Source organism: Psychrobacillus sp. FSL K6-4046 (genome assembly GCF_038624605.1).
In the GTDB taxonomy this organism is placed as follows: domain Bacteria; phylum Bacillota; class Bacilli; order Bacillales_A; family Planococcaceae; genus Psychrobacillus.
In genome coordinates, this window is record NZ_CP152020.1 from 1,023,649 (window position 1) to 1,044,304 (window position 20,656).

At 39.2% G+C, this 20,656-nt stretch carries 22 protein-coding genes; 17 read left to right on the forward strand and 5 right to left on the reverse strand.

The genetic code is table 11. The features are described from left to right. Positions 1 to 5 precede the first annotated feature (5 nt). The gene (gene uvrA / locus MKY09_RS04930) at positions 6 to 2,876 is read left to right on the forward strand and encodes an excinuclease ABC subunit UvrA (protein WP_169359728.1); all 2,871 of its coding nucleotides are present in this window, start codon (positions 6 to 8) and stop codon (positions 2,874 to 2,876) included. Positions 2,877 to 2,977: 101 nt separating this feature from the next. Beyond that, positions 2,978 to 4,099, forward strand: coding sequence for a DUF4097 family beta strand repeat-containing protein (locus tag MKY09_RS04935; RefSeq protein WP_169359727.1), 1,122 nt, complete (start codon positions 2,978 to 2,980; stop codon positions 4,097 to 4,099). Between the two features lie 64 nt (positions 4,100 to 4,163). Here the strand turns inward: MKY09_RS04935 and catA are convergent, their stop codons facing one another. The 4 genes from catA to MKY09_RS04955 all read right to left on the reverse strand — a co-directional run bounded on the left by catA (position 4,164) and on the right by MKY09_RS04955 (position 6,498). Further along, positions 4,164 to 4,814: a type A chloramphenicol O-acetyltransferase gene (gene catA, locus MKY09_RS04940; RefSeq protein WP_169359726.1), complete on the reverse strand. Its 651-nt coding sequence runs from the start codon at positions 4,812 to 4,814 to the stop codon at positions 4,164 to 4,166. A gap of 237 nt (positions 4,815 to 5,051) precedes the next feature. Beyond that, positions 5,052 to 5,264, reverse strand: coding sequence for a hypothetical protein (locus MKY09_RS04945; RefSeq protein ID WP_342567739.1), 213 nt, complete (start codon positions 5,262 to 5,264; stop codon positions 5,052 to 5,054). 111 nt (positions 5,265 to 5,375) lie between these two features. Then, positions 5,376 to 5,744, reverse strand: coding sequence for a peptidylprolyl isomerase (locus MKY09_RS04950; protein ID WP_342567740.1), 369 nt, complete (start codon positions 5,742 to 5,744; stop codon positions 5,376 to 5,378). Between the two features lie 190 nt (positions 5,745 to 5,934). Beyond that, on the reverse strand, positions 5,935 to 6,498 hold the full coding sequence (locus MKY09_RS04955) for an N-acetylmuramoyl-L-alanine amidase (RefSeq protein ID WP_251555795.1): 564 nt from the start codon (positions 6,496 to 6,498) through the stop codon (positions 5,935 to 5,937). 117 nt (positions 6,499 to 6,615) lie between these two features. Here MKY09_RS04955 and hprK point away from each other — a divergent pair, with 117 nt between their 5' ends. The 7 genes from hprK to MKY09_RS04990 all read left to right on the forward strand — a co-directional run bounded on the left by hprK (position 6,616) and on the right by MKY09_RS04990 (position 11,746). Next, positions 6,616 to 7,545 (forward strand): HPr(Ser) kinase/phosphatase, encoded by a 930-nt coding sequence (gene hprK, locus MKY09_RS04960; RefSeq protein ID WP_169359723.1) that lies wholly within the window; start codon positions 6,616 to 6,618, stop codon positions 7,543 to 7,545. Between the two features lie 28 nt (positions 7,546 to 7,573). Then, entirely contained in the window at positions 7,574 to 8,383 is an 810-nt protein-coding gene (gene lgt, locus MKY09_RS04965) for a prolipoprotein diacylglyceryl transferase (protein ID WP_342567741.1), read from the forward strand. 23 nt (positions 8,384 to 8,406) lie between these two features. Then, entirely contained in the window at positions 8,407 to 9,345 is a 939-nt protein-coding gene (locus MKY09_RS04970) for a nucleoside recognition domain-containing protein (RefSeq protein WP_342568214.1), read from the forward strand. Then, positions 9,342 to 9,998 carry a pyrophosphatase PpaX gene (gene ppaX, locus MKY09_RS04975; RefSeq protein WP_298469083.1) on the forward strand — a complete coding sequence of 219 codons (657 nt, stop codon included), beginning with the start codon at positions 9,342 to 9,344 and terminating at the stop codon, positions 9,996 to 9,998. The genes MKY09_RS04970 and ppaX overlap by 4 nt, the downstream gene beginning before the upstream one ends. Then, complete coding sequence (locus MKY09_RS04980; RefSeq protein WP_169359720.1) at positions 9,995 to 10,504, forward strand: acyltransferase; 510 nt, start codon at positions 9,995 to 9,997, stop codon at positions 10,502 to 10,504. Before ppaX ends, MKY09_RS04980 begins: the two co-directional genes overlap by 4 nt. 158 nt (positions 10,505 to 10,662) lie before the next feature. Further along, on the forward strand, positions 10,663 to 11,085 hold the full coding sequence (locus tag MKY09_RS04985; RefSeq protein ID WP_169359719.1) for a MarR family transcriptional regulator: 423 nt from the start codon (positions 10,663 to 10,665) through the stop codon (positions 11,083 to 11,085). Positions 11,086 to 11,119: 34 nt separating this feature from the next. Continuing rightward, positions 11,120 to 11,746, forward strand: a complete 627-nt coding sequence (locus MKY09_RS04990) for a nitroreductase family protein (protein WP_342567742.1) — start codon at positions 11,120 to 11,122, stop codon at positions 11,744 to 11,746. A 94-nt stretch (positions 11,747 to 11,840) separates the two neighbouring features. Here the strand turns inward: MKY09_RS04990 and MKY09_RS04995 are convergent, their stop codons facing one another. Further along, on the reverse strand, positions 11,841 to 12,140 hold the full coding sequence (locus tag MKY09_RS04995; RefSeq protein ID WP_342567743.1) for a hypothetical protein: 300 nt from the start codon (positions 12,138 to 12,140) through the stop codon (positions 11,841 to 11,843). Positions 12,141 to 12,853: 713 nt separating this feature from the next. Here MKY09_RS04995 and MKY09_RS05000 point away from each other — a divergent pair. The 8 genes from MKY09_RS05000 (at position 12,854) to trxB (ending at position 20,572) form a co-directional block, all read left to right on the forward strand. Further along, on the forward strand, positions 12,854 to 14,032 hold the full coding sequence (locus MKY09_RS05000; protein WP_342567744.1) for an ATP phosphoribosyltransferase regulatory subunit: 1,179 nt from the start codon (positions 12,854 to 12,856) through the stop codon (positions 14,030 to 14,032). Continuing rightward, a complete protein-coding gene (hisG, locus tag MKY09_RS05005) occupies positions 14,025 to 14,654 on the forward strand; it encodes an ATP phosphoribosyltransferase (protein WP_169359716.1) in 630 nt (209 codons plus the stop codon). The genes MKY09_RS05000 and hisG overlap by 8 nt, the downstream gene beginning before the upstream one ends. Before the next feature lie 11 nt (positions 14,655 to 14,665). Beyond that, positions 14,666 to 15,949: a histidinol dehydrogenase gene (gene hisD / locus MKY09_RS05010; protein WP_342568215.1), complete on the forward strand. Its 1,284-nt coding sequence runs from the start codon at positions 14,666 to 14,668 to the stop codon at positions 15,947 to 15,949. Next, a complete protein-coding gene (gene hisB, locus MKY09_RS05015) occupies positions 15,946 to 16,542 on the forward strand; it encodes an imidazoleglycerol-phosphate dehydratase HisB (protein ID WP_298469066.1) in 597 nt (198 codons plus the stop codon). The genes hisD and hisB overlap by 4 nt, the downstream gene beginning before the upstream one ends. 11 nt (positions 16,543 to 16,553) lie before the next feature. After that, the gene (gene hisA, locus MKY09_RS05020) at positions 16,554 to 17,294 is read left to right on the forward strand and encodes a 1-(5-phosphoribosyl)-5-[(5-phosphoribosylamino)methylideneamino]imidazole-4-carboxamide isomerase (protein WP_298469063.1); all 741 of its coding nucleotides are present in this window, start codon (positions 16,554 to 16,556) and stop codon (positions 17,292 to 17,294) included. A gap of 25 nt (positions 17,295 to 17,319) precedes the next feature. Beyond that, the gene (gene hisIE / locus MKY09_RS05025) at positions 17,320 to 17,946 is read left to right on the forward strand and encodes a bifunctional phosphoribosyl-AMP cyclohydrolase/phosphoribosyl-ATP diphosphatase HisIE (RefSeq protein WP_342567745.1); all 627 of its coding nucleotides are present in this window, start codon (positions 17,320 to 17,322) and stop codon (positions 17,944 to 17,946) included. Positions 17,947 to 18,022: 76 nt separating this feature from the next. Beyond that, a complete protein-coding gene (locus MKY09_RS05030) occupies positions 18,023 to 19,552 on the forward strand; it encodes a tetratricopeptide repeat protein (RefSeq protein ID WP_342567746.1) in 1,530 nt (509 codons plus the stop codon). A gap of 69 nt (positions 19,553 to 19,621) precedes the next feature. After that, the gene (trxB, locus tag MKY09_RS05035; protein ID WP_169359711.1) at positions 19,622 to 20,572 is read left to right on the forward strand and encodes a thioredoxin-disulfide reductase; all 951 of its coding nucleotides are present in this window, start codon (positions 19,622 to 19,624) and stop codon (positions 20,570 to 20,572) included. The last annotated feature ends 84 nt before the right edge of the window (positions 20,573 to 20,656 follow it).

Genomic DNA, 20,656 nt, shown 5'->3' on the forward strand with positions numbered 1-20,656 from the left:
GATTGGTGAAAAACCAAGAAATTAATATTCAAGGTGCTCGAACAAATAATTTAAAAGATATAAGTATTAAAATACCAAGAGATAAGCTTGTCGTCATGACAGGTTTATCTGGTTCTGGTAAGTCATCATTAGCTTTTGATACGATCTATGCGGAAGGGCAAAGACGTTATGTCGAATCCTTGTCAGCCTATGCAAGACAATTTCTTGGCCAAATGGATAAGCCAGATGTGGATTCTATAGAGGGTCTGTCTCCTGCTATTTCAATCGATCAAAAAACAACAAGTAAGAATCCAAGATCTACTGTCGCAACAGTTACGGAAATTTATGATTATATGCGATTATTATATGCTCGCGTAGGGAAACCGATTTGTCCAAAACATGGGATAGAGATTTCCTCCCAAACAATCGAGCAAATGGTTGATAGACTCATTGAATATCCGGAAAGAACAAAAATGCAAATTCTTGCCCCGATTGTTTCTGGACGCAAAGGGACACATGTGAAATTGCTTGAGGACATGAAAAAGCAAGGATACGTACGTGTTCGCATTAATGGAGATTTAATAGACTTAGATGACGATATAACTTTAGACAAAAATAAGAAGCATAATATTGAAGTAGTCATCGACCGAATTGTTATAAAAGAAGGGATTGCTGCACGAATAAGCGATTCCTTAGAATCCGCATTGAGACTTGGAGATGGACGAGTTTTAATAGATGTAATGGAGCAAGAGGAGCTGCTATTTAGTGAGCATCATGCATGTCCAATTTGTGGTTTTTCGATTGGAGAGCTAGAGCCTAGAATGTTTTCATTTAACAGTCCATTTGGTGCATGTAACGATTGTGATGGATTAGGTGTCAAATTAGAGGTTGACCCGGATATAGTCGTTCCAGATAAAAGCTTAACTTTAGAAGAAGGCGCCATTGTCGCATGGCAGCCAACTAGCTCTCAATATTATCCGAAGCTACTAGAGGCAGTGTGCAAGCATTACAAAATAAAAATGAATGTACCAGTCGAAAAGTTACCAATTGATCAATGGAACAAAATTATGTACGGTTCGGGTAAGGACAAAATTCGTTTCCGTTACCAAAACGAATACGGCCAAATGAGAGATAATCTAATTCAATTTGAAGGCGTGCTTGCAAATATAGAAAGACGTTATAGAGATACATCTTCCAACTACACACGTGAACAAATGGAAAAGTATATGGCAGAGCATGACTGTCCTACTTGTAAGGGATATCGTTTAAAAGAAGAAACAATGGCCGTAAAAGTGGATTCTATGCATATCGGGCAAGTATCTGAGTTTTCCATCGAAGAAGCATATAAGTTCTTTAAGGAATTAAAGCTATCAGAGAAGGATATGCAAATAGCTCGACTAGTTTTAAGAGAAATTGATGAACGTCTGAGCTTCCTTGATAATGTAGGGTTAAATTACCTGACGCTTAATCGCGCATCTGGAACATTATCTGGGGGTGAGGCTCAACGCATTCGATTAGCAACTCAAATAGGCTCAAGGCTTACGGGTGTACTTTATATTCTGGATGAGCCTTCTATTGGTCTCCACCAAAGGGACAATGATCGCTTAGTTGCAACACTCAAGGATATGAGAGATATAGGAAATACGTTAATCGTAGTTGAGCACGATGAGGACACGATGATGGCAGCAGACTATTTAATCGATGTGGGACCAGGTGCTGGTGTCCACGGTGGGGAAATTGTTGCAGCTGGAACACCAGAGGAAGTAATGAAAGATAGTAATTCACTAACTGGACAATACTTAAGTGGTAAAAAGTATATTCCGCTACCTATTGAACGAAGAAAGCCAGATGGTCGTTATATCAAGATTAAAGGTGCTACTGAAAATAACCTGAAGAATGTGAGTGTCGATATCCCGTTAGGAGTATTTACAGCAGTCACAGGGGTATCCGGATCAGGAAAAAGTACATTGGTGAATGAGATTCTTTATAAATCATTGGCACATCAAATTAATCGAGCTAGAACGAAGCCAGGTGCACATAAAACAATAGAAGGAATTGAAATGCTTGATAAGGTAATTGAAATCGATCAGTCTCCTATTGGGCGCACTCCTCGTTCGAATCCTGCAACTTATACAGGGGTATTTGACGATATAAGAGATCTCTTTGCCTCAACAAACGAGGCGAAAATTCGAGGATATAAAAAGGGGCGCTTTAGCTTCAATATAAAAGGTGGACGTTGTGAAGCCTGTCGCGGAGACGGTATTATCAAAATAGAGATGCACTTTTTACCAGATGTCTATGTACCTTGTGAGGTTTGTCATGGAAAACGATACAACCGGGAAACACTTGAAGTATTGTATAAAGGAAAAAGTATTGCAGACATTTTGAAGATGACGGTTGAGGATGCTTTAGCATTCTTTGAAAATCATCCAAAAATAAGTCGCAAGATCCAAACAATCTTTGATGTAGGTTTGGGATACATGGAGCTGGGACAACCAGCTACTACTCTTTCAGGTGGAGAAGCACAACGAGTGAAGCTAGCATCGGAGCTGCATAAGCGTTCTAATGGTAAGTCATTTTATATTCTAGACGAACCAACTACTGGATTACATGTAGATGATATAGCGAGACTGCTTGGCGTGTTACAACGCTTAGTTGAAAATGGAGACACAGTTTTAGTGATTGAGCATAACCTAGATGTGATTAAGACGGCAGATCACTTAATCGATTTGGGGCCTGAGGGTGGAGACAAGGGCGGAACCATTTTAGCAACAGGGACACCCGAGAAAATTGCAGAAGCAAAAGGCTCTTATACTGGAAACTATTTAAAGCCTATTTTAGAGCGAGATCGTAAAAGAATGGAAGAAGGCATTAATAAAGCAACAACAAAAAGTTAAAGCCTAAAAAAACGTAAGTGAAACCTTTTGGCTCACAGAACGTATAACTAGTAGGAAGATATTTGTAATATACTTTTAAATTTATGAGGAGGCCTTTAACTATGCAAGAAGAGCGTAAACGTATTTTGGATATGGTTGAAAACGGCACGATTACTGCACAGGAAGCACTGGCACTTTTAGAAGAGCTAGGTAAGCAAGCAACAATTGTAACTCCCCAAGTAAATACTCAAAAGTTTGAAGAAGAGAAAAAAACAGAGCAAGTCAAACAAGGTAGCGCAGATTTTATCGAGGACTTAAAACGTGATTTTACAATGGTAGGAGATCGTTTTATGCAGTTCATGCAAGGGACTGTAGATAAAATGAAGGATTTCGAGTTTGAAATGAAATTCAATGATCCTGTTACTTTTGAAGAGAAGTTTGTAAAACAAGATGTGCAATTTGACGATATCTCGATTAACCTTACAAATGGTAAAGTGAACATCTTTCCATCGGAGGAGCCATTTGCTCATGCTACGGTGAAAGTCAAATCCTTTAAGAACTCTACAGAGGAAGAGGCAAGAAAGAGATTCCAAGAAGAGTTTATATTTACTACTGAAGGAAACAAGCTACGCGTTTATAGCGATATGAAAACTATTTCCGTACAAGTAGCTTTGTTTGTTCCAGAAAAAGAGTATAACCATATTTCTGCTCGTTTGTTTAACGGTGATTTTGTAGCACAAAATCTAGAGGCTAATACATTCAAGATTAAAACAACAAATGGTAAGGTTGAATTAGAAAACAGTAAGTTCCATCGTGCAGATATAGAAACAGTAAATGGCTCTGTTCAGCTTCAACATGTCGAAGGTGATACTGTAGAAGTAGAAACAATGAATGGCCGCATTTATGTAGATGGTAAACTGAAGGAAATTGAAGGTTCATCCGTTAGTGGACATGTTATTTTAACAACGAAAGACAAAGAGGCTCGTAAAATTGAAGGGACAGCTGTAGCTGGCACGGTAGAAATCTATGTGCCTAAAGATATTTCCTTAAAAGGTGAGACTACTACTCAGCTAGGTCGTATCGATGTACAGCTTACAGATGTAACTCAAATAAATCAGTCAGAGCAAGTGCTCAATAAACGTGTTGCTTTCACAAAGGTTGTTGACTCTGAAAAAGAGCCGTTAAGAATATATGGAGACGCTAAAACAGGATCCGTAGTAGTAAGATATACAACAGAAGCATAAAAAAGAAAGACCAAATCGATTAGGATTTGGTCTTTTTTAATGGATTCATTTTTACTATTAATCTTTAAGGCAGCCAATCATGACAATTATTAGCTAATTTCTGTAACTCCTCAAAAAATAGACTTGCGTGGTATCCATCACAAACTGCATGATGAATTTGTAGGGTAATAGGCAACAATGTTTGACCGTTCTGGTGAAAATATTTTCCACCTGTAATTATAGGTAATAAATAGTCGTTGTCATTATTCATATTAAGGTTAAAACCAGTAAAAGAAACCCATGGAATACTTGATATATTAAAATTGTTTGTTGGTACATTATCTTTTGATTCCAGTTTCTTAACATTCGTATATTGCTGTATATCCTCTTGGCAGCTCTTATAAAAGGCACTAAATTCATTAGAAAACACAGTCCATATGCTTGAGAATGTCTTGCTATCCTGATGGAAAATTGTATAACTTGGAATCATTTCATTCCAGTATCCCAAGATTCCCTCCTCATTAAAGCTAAATCTAAATTCTTTATGCGAATTTACTGTACGGGTGACCATGTAAATAAATGCGGGATATAATTTAAATCCCTTATTCTGAAGCTGTGTTAGCAATGCTGTGATGTTAATATTTGTTGTTATGCTAAAAGTACATTGTTGACTAATAAAATGATCAAAGTATTCTTTTCTCTCCCAATTCTCTCTATCAATTATATTAAATTTCATTTGATTAACCTCCTATACAATGTGTGTTTTTTAGAAGGTTAATTGGTCTACCTTCGCCAACACCCTCACCTCTTAAGGAAAATTAACTAAAGATATTCTTTCACTAAACTACAGGAAATTAATCCTTTTAGGGTTAAAGTCACGAATATATGAGACAACTTTCAAAGCACAGATTTTCTACTGGGAAGCTCTATATCAAGTAATATTAGTCCAATAATAACTTTAGGAACCGCAATATTATTTAGTGCTTCTTATAACCTTAAAGGACAGGCTCGATAATATAAACGACACAACTATTAGCACCGGAGTTACAACAAAGATGGTTAATAGATCGGTTTGAACATTCCAAGGCACAAAAGCATTCCAAAATAAGCCCATAAGTCTCCAAAGTGTGGTGAAAATAAATATGGTAAATACAAAATAGATAATCTTTGCTACTACTTGATTCAACTTATCTAACCCCCCTTTGGTAAGAATGATTACTATAATAGGAATTCAAAATACAGGGATTAATAGTTGAACACCCTAAATGGCATGGATAAACTAAAATAAATATTCGATTTAGTCAATTGTTGCATTATCAAAAGGTATTGATTCACCATTCAATGTAACATCTAACACATCATGCTTCGGGTCTGATGTAAAATAATAGGTATGCTGCTTAACAACATCATCCAGATTAGTTACATTGAACTTTATAGTGACAGTATCTCCCTTTGTTTCTAAGTCTGACTTAACATTTCCGCTTGAATGAAAAATAATATATTTACCTTCTGCATCATTGGTGATGGATTGAAGGGTTAAGTTGGGATCGACTTTGTCTTGCACATGATCCGGAACATTTTCAATTTCACTAAAGCTTAATGTGGATGAACTACAGGCAGATAAAATCGAACTGACCAATAATCCTAATACAAATAGTTTCTTCAAACCTTTCACTCCCTCTGTCTTTTAATTATATACGACCTAAGTAAATATAGGTTCCATGTATAGATAAATTTTCCATATGCTCAATTGCTAATCTCTATTGTTAGAAACCAACTAACAATAAGTAGAAATTTTAAAAAGCATTACTGAGTTGCACTTAGGCTGAACAAAAAAGAGGTATAGGGAGCACCCCCTATACCTCTTCTAATTGAAACTTTTTAACCCAAAGTTTTATGCCTGTTGCAATTCCAGTGGCACATTTTAGACGGTAATCATCCGTTTGTAGTAGTCTTGCTTCCTCTTGGTTAGTCATGAATCCGCATTCCACTAGAACAGCTGGCATGTTCGTATCTCGTAAAACAGCTAGATCCTTCTTTTTAACCCCTCGATCTTTCCTTTCCACAGCGGTGCAGAGAGATTCCTGAATATGCTTGGCAAGTATGACAGAATCGGCAGAAGGCTTTGTGTAAGTGAAGGTTTCTATACCATTAACATCGTTCCAGTTTGAACCATAAGCATTAGCATGGATGGAGATAAATGCTTGCACTTTTAATTTGTTGGCAAGGGAGGTTCGTTCGCGTAAAGGCACATCTTTTTCGTCAGAATGACTAAAAATTACTATTATTCCGAAGCGATCTAGCTCCTTCTTTATTAATCTCGTGACTGTGCTGTTAAACTCATATTCCTTCATCTTTCCATCTGGCGTTCTTTTTCCTGCGGTGTTAGGGCCATGACCTGCATCTAAAATAATCTTCATTAAACTTCCTCCTTTTAATTAATAAATAGGTAGAGAAAAGATAAATGGATACTAATTAAATGTTTATTCATGCTAAAATAAGAACTAAGTTTATCAGAGGTTAAAGGAGTGGGAAATGTGTCTCATGTGACGAGTAAAGATATACAAGAGAAATTTAATTTGTCCTTAGTTAGCGGACAAGAGGGTATTGGACGACACATTTCTATCAGTGATATTTCAAGACCTGGTATAGAAATGGCTGGTTACTTTATGCACTATCCTTCCGATCGAATTCAGCTATTGGGGAAAACAGAGGTTTCTTTTTTTGAATTACTAAAGCCGAAAGAGAGAACAGATCGGATGACGAAGCTTTGTGCACAGGACACACCAGTTATTATTGTTGCCCATGGCATGGAAGTTCCTAATGAGCTAATTATAGCATCTAACGAGAAATCAGTCCCTGTTCTTACTACTAGTATGCCGACCACTAGATTCTCAAGCTTGCTGACAAATTATTTGGAGAGTATGCTAGCTCCGACTACTGCCGTTCATGGAGTATTGGTTGATATTTACGGAGTAGGTGTACTAATCACAGGAAAAAGTGGTGTAGGTAAGAGTGAAACGGCACTTGAACTAGTGAAGAGGGGCCACCGATTAGTAGCCGATGATTGCGTGGAAATTAGGCAGGAGGGCGAGGACACTTTAGTAGGAAGTGCTCCAAAATTAATAGAGCATCTTTTGGAAATTCGTGGATTAGGTATAATAGATATTATGACGTTGTTTGGCGCTAGTGCCATTCGCAGCTATAAGCGAATTACGCTTGTGATTGAGCTAGAAATCTGGGATGAAAAGAAAAGCTATGACAGACTAGGTCTCGAGGAAGAGAAGATGGAGATTATCAACACCGCAGTGACTAAACTCACAGTGCCAGTCCGTCCTGGGCGAAACTTGGCAGTTATCATCGAGGTTGCAGCTATGAATCACCGATTGAAAAGAATGGGTGTAAATGCAGCGGAGGATTTTGCAAAGCGGCTAGATGATGTAATAAGCCAAAATGGAGAATTTTAAATGATGTACATAGTGGAAAGGAGCTTTTATGAATATTCTACAAGCAATTGACCCGGTCGCTTTTTCCTTAGGGCCGTTAGAAGTAAGATGGTACGGAGTAATTATTGCGTTTGGAATTGTGCTTGCTTTTATAGTCGGGCAGCGTGAAATGGTAAAAAGAGGGTTTCACCCTGATTATTTAACTGATTTACTACTTTGGGCCGTTCCAATCGCTATTATTAGTGCACGTATTTACTATGTAATTTTTAAATGGGATATCTATAGTCAGCACCCGGAGAATATTATAAAAATATGGGAGGGTGGAATAGCGATTCACGGTGCCTTAATTGGATCGTTTTTAACCGCTTACTTCTTTACGAAAAAAAGAAAGAGCTCATTTTGGAAGGTTACGGACATATTAGCTCCAAGTATTCTAATCGGCCAGCTAGTCGGTCGTTGGGGTAACTTTATGAACCAGGAGGCACATGGAGGAGAGGTAACAAGAACCTTCTTAGAAAATCTATTCCTTCCTAATTGGATCATAGAGCAAATGTATATCGACGGAAAGTATTATCACCCAACGTTCCTTTATGAGTCTGTTTGGAACCTGATTGGTGTCATTATTCTATTGCTGCTTCGTAAGGTAAACCTTCGCCGTGGAGAGATGTTCCTCTTCTATTTAACTTGGTATTCGGTGGGACGTTTCTTTATTGAGGGAATGCGTACGGATAGCCTTTATTTAATAGGAGATTTGCGTACTGCACAAGTAGTGTCACTAGTGACGATTGCAGTCGCAGTTATTATATTTATTTATAGAAGAAAAATGGTTAAGCCAGTGGTGCGTTATCAAGATAAGTAAGAAAGATGGGATCGGGTATGGAAATGGGAACTCTTAAAAGGGGATTGTCCGCTGGTCTAAAGACAACATGGACATTAAGCAAGGTTATCTTTCCAATTACATTAATCGTAGTTATTTTGCAATATACTCCTGTTTTGCCGTGGATTATACAATTTATAGAACCATTTATGGGTTTGATTGGCTTGCGAGGGGAAGCGGCTATTCCTCTTGTCTTAGGTAATGCCTTAAATCTGTATGCAGGTATAGCAGGAATTTTGTCATTAGAGTTAACTGTAAAAGAAGTATTTATATTAGCAACGATGTTATCGTTCTCCCACAATATTTTCATTGAAACAGGAGTGGCACTAAAGGTTGGAGTGAAGCTGTGGGTCGTATTACTCGTCCGTTTTGGGCTCGCTATTATTTCTGCAGTTATTATTAACCTAGTGTGGCAGGGCGGAGGCGAAGTGGCTAAGTATGGAGTAGTTACAGCTACACAAAGTGTACCAGATGGCTGGCTTGAGATCATATTACTTGGTGTTCAAAAGGCTACCTTTGGTGTGTTGCAGCTTGCGCTGATCGTCATCCCACTAATGGTGATTATTCAATTCTTAAAAGACCGAAACTATTTACAAAAGTTTTCAGAGAAGCTGGCGCCATTCACAAAAGTAATTGGGGTGCAGCCAAATGCATCTATGACTCTAGTTGCTGGTCTTGTTATCGGCTTAGCTTATGGAGCCGGAGTAATGATACAGGCAGTTCAGGAGGACGGCGTTAGTAAGAAAGATGCAACATTAGCCTTTATCTTCCTAGTAGCCTGTCATGCGGTCGTGGAGGATACGTTAATCTTTGTTCCATTAGGTATCCCAATTTTACCGCTCTTGCTCATTCGACTAATCACGGCTTTTGTCTTGACGATTATTGTCGCTTATATTTGGCGTAAATCAGAACAGAAAAAAACCAAGGAAGTGCTTACGACATGAACGAAGTAACATACAAGGCTTTGCTTTTTGATTTTGATGGCACGTTATTAGATACCAATGAGCTCATTATCGAAAGTTATTTACATATTTTAGGAGATAAATTTCCTGGGAAATATGATCGAGACTCAGTCATTCCTTTCTTAGGACCGTCCCTTCAGGAAACCTGTGAAGCGATTGATCCTACGCAAACTGATTCGCTCATTTTGTCATACAGAGAATGGAACCTGGAGCATCATGACCAAATGGTTGCACCATTCGATGGAGTTGTCGAAACGCTTCATAAATTAAAGAATGACGGCTATAAGCTAGCAATCGTTTCGACTAAAAGAAGAGAAATGATTGATAGAGGACTTCAGCTGATGGGGTGTCAGTCATTATTTGACACGATTGTTGGATTGGAAGATGTTTCTCGTACAAAGCCAGATCCAGAACCAATATTACTTGCTTTAGAGCATTTGAATGTCTCAAAAGAGGATGCCCTTATGATAGGAGATAATTTTCATGATATAGTGGGCGGACAAAATGCTGGAGTGGACACTGCCGGGGTCGCTTGGTCTATAAAAGGCGAGGATTTCTTGTCCACATACAATCCAACGTACATGCTCCATCATATAAATGACTTACTTTCTATTAAAAAAGGACAGCTGCTATGAGGAAAACCGAGAGATTTCCTGTAAAAGGTGCGAATTCACTTTGGCATGTATACGATACCGTGCCGTTTTGGAAGGTCATTAAAAACTTTATTTTTATTCAAGCTGCGAGATATTCTCCTTTCTTAAGCTGGAAAAACTTTTTTTACCGTACCTTTCTTCGTATGGAGGTCGGCAAAGAAACCTCCTTTGCTTTAATGGTCATGGTCGATGTGATGTTCCCTGAAAGGATTAAAGTGGGGAACAATACGATTATCGGCTATAACACAACGATTTTAGCACATGAATATTTAATCGATGAATACCGAATTGGTGATGTTATTATCGGAGATCGTGTTTTAATAGGTGCGAATTCTACGATTTTGCCTGGAGTAACAATCGGTAACGATGCCATTATTTCTGCGGCAACATTAGTAAATGCGGACGTACCAGAGGGCTGCTTTGTTGGAGGCAATCCGATGCGCATTATCTATACAAAGGAAGAAATGCTAGAGCGCAATGCAAAATAAGTATGAACTAAAACTGTACGACTATTTGTTAGCTACTAACTAACATGGTCGTCAGTTTTTTTGTGCGAATCAAAATACTTGATTAATTATTTTAATAAATTATAATTGACGAATCAACAGTTGACTGGTCAAGAGTTCAGTCTGTTAGGAGTGGAAAGATGGCTAAGTCCTTTAAAGAAATAAAACAAACATTACTTATGCTTAAAAGTTTGGATAGGCGCATAGCTCAAAACTTTGAAAAGAAGACAGGTATTAGCCTAACTAGATATGAAATGCTGAACACCATATTTGAACGCGCACAGCTTTCCCAAATAGAGCTACAGCAAACGTTGAAAATAGATCAAGGGGCAATCACAAGACATTTAAAAATACTTGAAGAGAAAAACTTTGTCGTTCGCAATCGTAATAAGCAAAATAATAGAGAAGTCATTGTCCAAATCACGGAAACTGGTATCGCTACTTTGGAAGACTGTGATTTAGGTAAAAATGAATTCATAGACGAATTATTTAATGGATTTACCGATCAAGAGATTCAACAGCTTCAAACACTAGTCAAGAAATTGATTGATAACACGAACTAAAAAAATCATTAAAATTTGAAAAGGGGTTTTTTATATGCAAAAAACACATACAACAATCGACCAATTGATTCATGAAAGAAAATCAGTTCGTAAATATAAAGAAAATGTCGTTATTCCACATGAGGATCTTCAAACTTTGTTACAAAAAGCAATTACTGCACCTTCCTCAAGTAATATGCAGCCATGGCGCTTTCTAGTTATTGAGGACCAGCAGGTTAAAAAGGAATTGCGACCAATCGCTAATAATCAAGAACAAGTAGAGACATCATCGGCTATTATCGCTGTACTCGGTGACCTAGAAATGTACAAGAATACAGAAAAAATTTATAATACAAATTTTGAAAAGGGCTATATGAGTAGAGAAATAGCTAATTTCATGATAGAAAGCTCACTTTCTTTATACGGTAATCTTCCTGAAGAAGTCATGAAAAATATTGTTCATTTTGATGCAGGACTTGTATCCATGCAGATCATGCTATTAGCGAAGGACATGGGCTATGACACAGTTCCAATGGGCGGATTTGACAAAGTGAAATTTGCGGAGAAATTTAATTTACCTCAAAATGAAATCCCTATTTTACTTATTGCAATTGGTGAAGCAGCAGCTCCTGCTTATGGATCTTCACGTCTTCCTCTTGAACAAATAGTAAGATATATTTAAACAAAAAGAGGGCAGCGCAAAGCCGGCCGCATAATAAAAAACAGTTTCAATTTTACTTATTGTAAGATTGGAACTGTTTTTTTGTAGTTTTAAGCTAATCTCTTGTAAAAATTATGATTGCACCAGCTAAAAAAACACCTATTAAAATTATTAGTAAAAGACTAAAAACTGACTGATTTGAAAAATACCTAATAAAAACAATAGGTGTGCCAATCATAGCCAAAATGGAAACAAACTTCATATAGCGGACAACTTTTGGGGAAACCTCAGGTTCTTCTTCGTACATCCAGCGTTTTCCCCATAAAAAGCTTTCTTCAGGAAAATTGTAAGTCCAAATAAAGAAGGCATAAAGCGGTATCATTAAGACTACTAGGATGAAGATTTCGCCTATCATTTTGTTTTCCCCCCGGACAATAAAAGAATATAGATCACCCAAACTAAACTTTGGTTTTACTTTAATACGGTTGAGAATAGTGCAGGTTCCAAATTTAGATGAATTTTACATTTAAAATGAATGAAACCCTGGGGATAAGTAAAAGTATTTGGAGGAATCCGGTGAAAATGTCCGGGACGAGGCAAAGTGTTGCGTCAAAATAGAAAGTGTTGCAGAAACGGGTAGAAGTGTTGCGCGAAATTCAAAAGTGTTGCGGAAAACGAGTTAAGTGTTGCGCGAAATTAAAGTGTTGCGGAAACGGGTAGAAGTGTTGCGCGAAATTCAAAAGTGTTGTGGAAAACGAGTTAAGTGTTGCACGAAATTAAAGTGTTGCGGAAACGGGTAGAAGTGTTGCGCGAAAATCCAAAGTGTTGCAGAAAACGGGTTAAGTGTTGCGCGAAATTCAAAAGTGTTGCGGAAAACGAGTTAAGTGTTGCACGAAATTAAAGTGTTGCAGAAACGGGTAGAAGTGTTGCGCGAAATTCAAAAGTGTTGCAGATAACCCGCTAACTGTTGCGCCAAACGCTGAACCTGCTGGGGAGTGGTTGAGTGAATTAAAAGGGCTCTGAAATCTATAAGCTTATGAAGTTGACGAATAGTCTGAAATAGTATAAAATTTATTTAATTTATTATATTAGCACTCTACTACAGTGAAGTGAATTAGGGGTGGGACAATGAGTAAAATTCAAATGTTTGAGAAGCCGCTTGGTATGCGAGATTCGTTCCCAGAGGTTAATGAGCAAAAAGAATACATAAGATCCGTTGCGAGAGAGTTTATTCGCACCAAAGGATATGATTTTATAAAAACACCATCAGTTGAGTATTTTGAGACGATTGGGAAGGCGTCGGCAATTGATGAGTCCTCATTATTTAAATTGGTGGATAACCAAGGAGAGATGCTCGTTTTACGACCTGATATGACGACTCCTATCGCTAGAATAGCAGCATCCAAGCTATTAAAAGAAAAGAATCCACTTCGCCTTGCGTATTATGCCAATGTATTTCGTGCGCAGCAACGGGAGGGTGGAAGGCCAGCGGAATTTGAACAGCTAGGCTTAGAGCTGATCGGTGATTTTAGTCCTTACGGAGACAGTGAAATTATTTATACGGCTGTGGAGCTCATTAAAGCGTTAGGCGTGGAACATTTTCAAATTACGATTGGGCACGCGGGGCTTTTGACAGCTATTCTCTCAAATAATACAAACAAGTCGGAGCAGGTGGAAACGCTAAGAATGCTCCTAGTCGAAAAGAATTTTGTAGGATTTATGAAAATGCTGGATGACTTAGAGCTATCCGCTTTTCAACAAGAGAATTTGACTATGCTGGTGGATCATACGATGGCAGCGAAATCCGTGGAAGATTTTAGACAGCTTTTGACAAACGAGCAGCAATATTTAGTAGATCAGATTATACAGCTCCAGCAGCTATTAGAGCTTCAGTTGAGTGATCCCTCTGTTTATTCCTTCGACTTTTCATTAGCAAGCCATATGAGCTATTACACAGGCATGCTGTTTGAGATACATGCTGCTGGCAGTGGCTTTCCTCTTGGAAATGGTGGAAGGTATGACGAGCTATTTAAGCAATTTGAACAAAATGTAGGGGCAACCGGCTTTGGATTAAGAGTAGATCGGCTGCTAGAGGTTCTCCCTAAAAAAGAGAAAAATGAAAAACATACACTTATTTTATTTGATAAAGGCTCCTTCCTAAAAGCTAATGTTCTAGCAGAGGCAAGACGTAGTATTGGGGAGCGCGTAACGCTTCAATATGAGGGCAGTGTCCATGATTTAGAGGCCTACCAATATAGCTTTCAGGAAATAATTAAGGTAGTAGAAGGTGGTTTTGCAGGTGAATGAATTAACGATTGCGATGCCGAAAGGGCGCATTTTTGAGGAAGCCTATCAACTATTTGTCGAAGCAGGGTTTAATTTACCAGCTGAAATTAGCGATTCTCGCAAGCTGATCGTAGAAGCGCCGGATGAGCGTATCCAGTTCATCCTAGCGAAGCCAATGGATGTCCCGGTTTACGTCGAGCACGGGGTCGCTGATATTGGAATAGCTGGCAAGGACGTTTTACTGGAGCAGCATCGAGATGTGCATGAATTATTAGATTTACATATTAGTAATTGCTATATTGCAACTGCGGGGCTGCCGAATACGGTGATGAATGAGATTGCCCCTCGTGTTGCAACTAAATATCCAACAATAGCTACTAATTTCTATAAGGAAAAAGGGGAGCAGGTGGAAATCATTGAGCTGAACGGTTCGATAGAGCTGGCTCCAATGATTGGCCTAGCCGACCGGATCGTGGATATCGTGTCGACAGGACAAACACTAAAAGAAAACGGCTTAGTCGAATACGAAAGGATCGTGGATATATCCTCTCGATTAATCGTGAATCCTGTAAGCTATCGTGTAAAAAGTGAGCGGATTCGAGAGTTCGTTGCCAAGCTAAATAAAGAACTTCAAAAAAGGTAGGGAATACCATGATGAAAATAGAAAAGCTAACAGAAACCATCTCCTTACAGCGTTCGGTGGAGCAGGCTAATATGAACCACCTCACAACCGTTCGAGAGGTTATTTCAGAGGTACAAGCAAATGGAGACCAAGCATTACTCGCCTATACGGAAAAGTGGGACGGAGTGAAGCTTTCAAGCCTAAGAGTTTCCCCAGAGGAGATCGAAGAGGCCTTCATCGGCTTTGATCCTCAGCTGATAGAGGATTTGAAGGAAGCAGCGAATAATATTCGTACATTTCATGAGAAGCAGGCGAGACAAAATATTGAATTGGCTCTAGAAAAAAACTCGTATATTCAATATAGAATCTCACCATTAGATGCAGTCGGCTTATATGTGCCAGGTGGGACAGCGGCATATCCATCGTCCGTACTCATGAATGCTATTCCAGCCATTGTCGCAGGTGTAACTCGAGTAGTTATCGTATCGCCGCCTTCTAAGGATGGCAGGCTTCCTGCTTCGGTTCTAGTCGCAGCAAAAATAGCTGGAATAACAGAAATCTATAAGGTAGGAGGCGCTCAAGCGATTGCGGCGCTGGCTTACGGAACAGAATCTATTCAACCTGTGGATAAAATAACTGGACCAGGTAACAGCTATGTGGCACTTGCGAAACGAGAAGTGTTTGGCAAGGTGGCAATCGATATGATTGCTGGGCCAAGTGAAATAGCGATTATTGCCGATGACACTGCCTATGCAGATGAGGTAGCAGCCGATTTATTGGCACAGGCGGAGCATGATGCCTTTGCGAGTTCGGTTTTAATTACCACTAGTGAGCGTTTAGCCAAGCAGGTTTCAATAGAAGTAGAGAGACAGCTAAAGCAGCTTCCTCGTGAAGAAATTGCACGGGCCTCTATAGAAAACTACGGTCGTATCTATTTGGCACAATCACTTCAAGAGGCGGTCAAGGCAACAAATGAGCTGGCCCCTGAGCATTTAGAAATTATTACGGAAAATGCAAAAGAGCTGAGTGAGCAGATCAAGCACGCTGGAGCTATATTCATTGGTCGATATAGCAGTGAGCCAGTCGGCGACTATTTTGCCGGTACGAACCATGTGCTTCCAACGAACAGTACGGCTCGTTTTTCGAGTGGCTTAAATGTAGACGATTTTGTAAAGAAAACGAGTGTCGTGTATTATTCGGAGGAAATGTGGCAGGAGCAATATCCTAAAATCGCTCGTTTGGCTAGACTCGAGCAATTAGAGGGACACGCTCGATCTGTCGAATCAAGAAGCTGGGAGAAGGGGAATGCAAAATGAAACCAAATCGAATTGCTAAAATAGATAGAATGACAAATGAAACAAAGGTTTATGTAGATATTAATCTGGACGGAGAGGGCAAGGCGGATATTGAGACTGGCGTTCCTTTTATGGATCATATGCTGGACCTGTTTACGAAGCATGGCCTGTTCGATGCCACGATTAAAGCAAATGGCGATACACATATAGACGACCACCACACAACGGAAGATATCGGTATTGTATTAGGGCAAGCAGTAAAAGAGGCACTAGGAGACAAAAAGAGTATCAAGCGCTATGGAAATGCTTTTGTTCCAATGGATGATGCATTAGCCCAGGTTGTAATTGACATTTCAAACAGACCTCATTTAGAGTTCAGAGCACAGTTTCCGACACAAAAGGTAGGGAACTTTGATACAGAGCTGGTTCACGAATTTCTTTGGAAATTTGCATTAGAGGCTCGTATGAACGTCCATGTCATCGTACATTACGGAGCAAATACCCACCATATGATCGAAGCGATTTTCAAGGCACTAGCTCGAGCGATCGACGATGCCATTACAATAGATGATCGAGTGAAGGGTGTTCCTTCTACAAAGGGTCTACTTACATAAGGAGGAATTTCATGAGCTCAATACAAGTATATCCCGCAATCGATATGAAGGGCGGTAAATGTGTACGCCTGTATCAAGGGGATTATGAACAAGAAACTATATATGGAGACTCTCCATTTGATATGGCAAAAAAGTTTGTCGATGAAGGGGCAGCCTGGATTCATTTGGTTGATCTAGACGGGGCAAAGGATGGCGAAAAGATTCATGCCAAGGAGGTCATCCGTATTGCGAAAGAGCTACCGGTTAACGTTCAAATAGGCGGAGGAATACGATCTAGCGAGGATGTGAGCTACTATCTTGATCACGGGGTCAATCGTGTCATTATAGGTAGTCTTGCCATTTCACAGCCAGAGCTTGTTGCCGATCTGATTCAAGAGTATGGCGGTGATCGAATCGTCATTGGGTTAGATGCGAAGGACGGCATGGTAGCAACACATGGCTGGTTAGAAACGTCTAGCCAGTCAGCCATTGAAGTAGGGCAATACTTTGCCTCAAAAGGTGCGAAACACGTTATTTTTACAGACATTGCGACGGATGGAACATTGCAAGGTCCCAACTTAAAGGCGAACAAAGAGCTAGCAGAAGCAACCGGACTGTCGATTATTGTCTCGGGAGGAATCAGCTCCTTAGAAGACATCGAGGCAGTAGCGGAACTCTCTAAAATTTCTAGCGTTAGCGGAGTAATCACAGGAAAAGCGTTATACAACAATCGTTTTACATTAAAAGAGGCGCTACAAACAATAAGTAATTGAGCAAGCCTTGAAGGGGAGTAAGAATATGGCTACATTAACATTTGACGATAAAGGACTAATCCCAGTAATTGTACAGCATGCCGTTACAAGAGAGGTTTTAACGCTTGCATATATGAATGAAGAGGCATATGAAAAAACAGTGGAGACGAGAGAGGCATGGTTCTTTAGCCGAAGCAGACAAGAGCTTTGGCACAAAGGTGAAACGTCTGGAAATACTCAGCGTGTTGTATCCATTCAAACGGACTGTGACTCCGATGCACTCGTACTAGAGGTGCTGCCTAGTGGACCTGCTTGTCATACGGGAGAAGAGACATGCTTCCATAAGAGCCTAGAACAATTCGAGGAGGCGTCTGGCTATAATGTAATGACTAAATTGATTAAAACAATCGAAGAACGTCAACAAACAATGCCAGAAGGTGCTTATACTACTTATTTGTTTGAAAAAGGTGTCGATAAAATTTGCAAGAAGGTCGGGGAGGAAGCCTCAGAGGTAATCATAGCCTCTAAGAACAATGATGCAGAGGAGCTGAAATGGGAAGCTGCAGATCTCATTTATCACTTGCTTGTTTTATTGCAAAACCAAAAAGTCAGCTACTATGATTTATTACAGGTGTTACAAAAAAGACATGAAGCGAAAGCAGATAAAAAATAATACTTTATGATATACTGAAAATATACTAATAAGGAGCGTTTCCGTAACGTTCCTTATTATTTTTCGGAGGAGTATCTTGAATAAAAAAAGAAGTAAGAAACTAGACAAAGAAAATATAATTTCATTTTTGCCGACTGGCGAATATTACTATAAAAAAGCATTAGATGAGCTTCAAAAAGATGAGTTACAAAAAGCACAAAAATATTTAAAGCGAGCAACTGATTTAAGCCCAGACGAACCAATGATCTTATTGCAATATGGGATCCTCCAAATGGAGTTCGATAACTATGATTACGCTCATGAGCTATTGAGAAGCGCGTATTCACTAGATCCGAACGAAGGAGATATCATTTTCTTTTTAGCTGAGGTAAACGCTCATTTGGGAAACTTTATAGAGGCAAATCGCTTTGCCAAAATCTATTTAGAAAAGGAAGTTAACGGAGAATATATGGAGGAAGCAATGGAAATCATTGATTTCACCGAGCAGGAGGATATCGTAAACCTTCAGCTGGATACCCCCTCTAGTGAGGCGCTTTTCCTTCAAGAAAAAGCCCGACGCTTTATGGAGCAGGGTAAATTTGTAGAAGCAGTTGAGCTGCTAGAATCGATCATTGCAGACCATCCGGATTTTTGGGCAGCGTTCAATAACCTAGCGCTTGCTTATTTTTATTTAGGAGAGGAAGAACAGGCTAAAGCATTACTGCATCAGGTATTACGAGAGAACCAAGGGAATATCCATGCATTATGTAACTTGGCTGTTATTCACTACTATGAAAAAAATAACGAGGAGCTTGAGGAAATCACAGCTCTTTTATCTAAAATAAATCCTTATTTTATCGAGCATCGCTATAAATTAGGGGCAACTTTTGCGTTAATAGGGAAATATGAACAAGCCTTCAAATGGTTGAGAAGCATTCAACGAAAAGGATTTGAAGCAGATCCAGGCTTCTATTTTTGGCTTTCGCATTCTGCTTATTTTGCAGGGCATGAGGAAGTGGCGCGTAATGCGTGGAAAGCGCTTTTAAAGCTGGATCCGGAAAAAGCAGGCTTCGAGCCGTGGCTCCCACAAATGAAGGAGCTAGTAGAGCCAAATAACGAGGAACAAAAGAATTTAATCTTAGAAAAGCTAGAAAACAAAAATATTAGTGAACGTATTTTTGGCTTCTATCTGTTAGGGAAGTCTCGTCATCGCCAGGAAATTATCGCACACCCTAAGTGGATTGTAGTGGAGGAACTGACTACAATGGAGAAATTGTTTTTAGCTAATTCTCTTGGGCATAAATTCGATGAGAAATCTCCGGCAGAAAAAGCATTTTTGAGAGCCATTGCAGCTACGGATTTACTTTATGACAACAACAAGTCACTGGAGCAGTCAGAGACACTGTTATTACAAATGTGGTTTGTGCTAGTAGAGCGTGCGCTAGAAAAAGGGTATGGCTTTAAAAATCCGCGTGCTTTGGCAGCAGCGACTGAGTATATGTTCGTATCCTCACGAATGAAAAACGTGACGAAAAAACAATATGCGGAGCAATACGGAATCACTACAGCAACGCTCACGAAATATGTCAACGAGCTAATCCAATTCTTACCTTTTTCTGACTCCTAAGCATATTAGTTGATGAAGGGTACAAAATTAGTTAGATTGTTGGTATGTAGTACGTAGGAGGAATTATCGATGACAACTGAAAATATATATGACGTGATTATTATAGGAGCGGGCCCAGCAGGTATGACAGCAGCTGTATATACTTCCCGTGCAAACCTTTCCACTCTAATGATTGAACGTGGAATTCCAGGCGGCCAAATGGCTAATACAGAAGAGGTAGAAAACTACCCAGGATTTGAAACAATCTTAGGACCTGAGCTTTCTACTAAAATGTTCGATCATGCGAAAAAATTTGGTGCAGAATATGCATATGGTGACGTTTCCGAAGTAGTCGATAACGGAGACTATAAAACCGTAAAAGTAAGCGGTAAAGAATATAAAGCGTTAGCTGTTATCATCTCTTCAGGAGCTGAGTACAAAAAAATGGGTATTCCCGGCGAAACAGAGCTTGGTGGACGTGGCGTAAGCTATTGTGCAGTTTGTGATGGTGCTTTCTTTAAAGGGAAAGACCTAGTAGTTGTTGGAGGCGGGGACTCTGCAGTTGAAGAGGGTGCTTTCTTAACTAAGTTTGCGAACAAGGTAACAATCGTACATCGTAGAGATAAGCTTCGCGCTCAAAAAATTCTACAGGACCGAGCTTTTGCTAACGAAAAAATAGACTTTATTTGGAATACAACATTAAAAGAAATACACGGAACAGACGGTAAGGTTTCTAGCGTTACTTTAGTGTCTACGGTTGATGGTTCCGAAAAAGAATTTTCAACAGACGGCGTATTCGTATATGTTGGAATGCTACCACTTACAAAACCATTTCATAGCCTGGGCATCTTAAATGAAAATGGTTATATCGTTACAAACGAGAAAATGGAAACAGCAGTACCTGGTATCTTTGGGGCAGGGGACGTTCGTGATAAAATGCTTCGTCAAATTGTCACAGCAACAGGTGATGGTAGTGTAGCAGCTTTATCAGCTCAGCACTATATTGAGCATTTAAAAGATAAAAACACATCAAATATTTAATTTAATTTTATCTTAATTTAACTGTAACTGTTCTGAAACATATTAAGTGTATAGTAAAGTATATAAATTGACCCCCTTTTTATA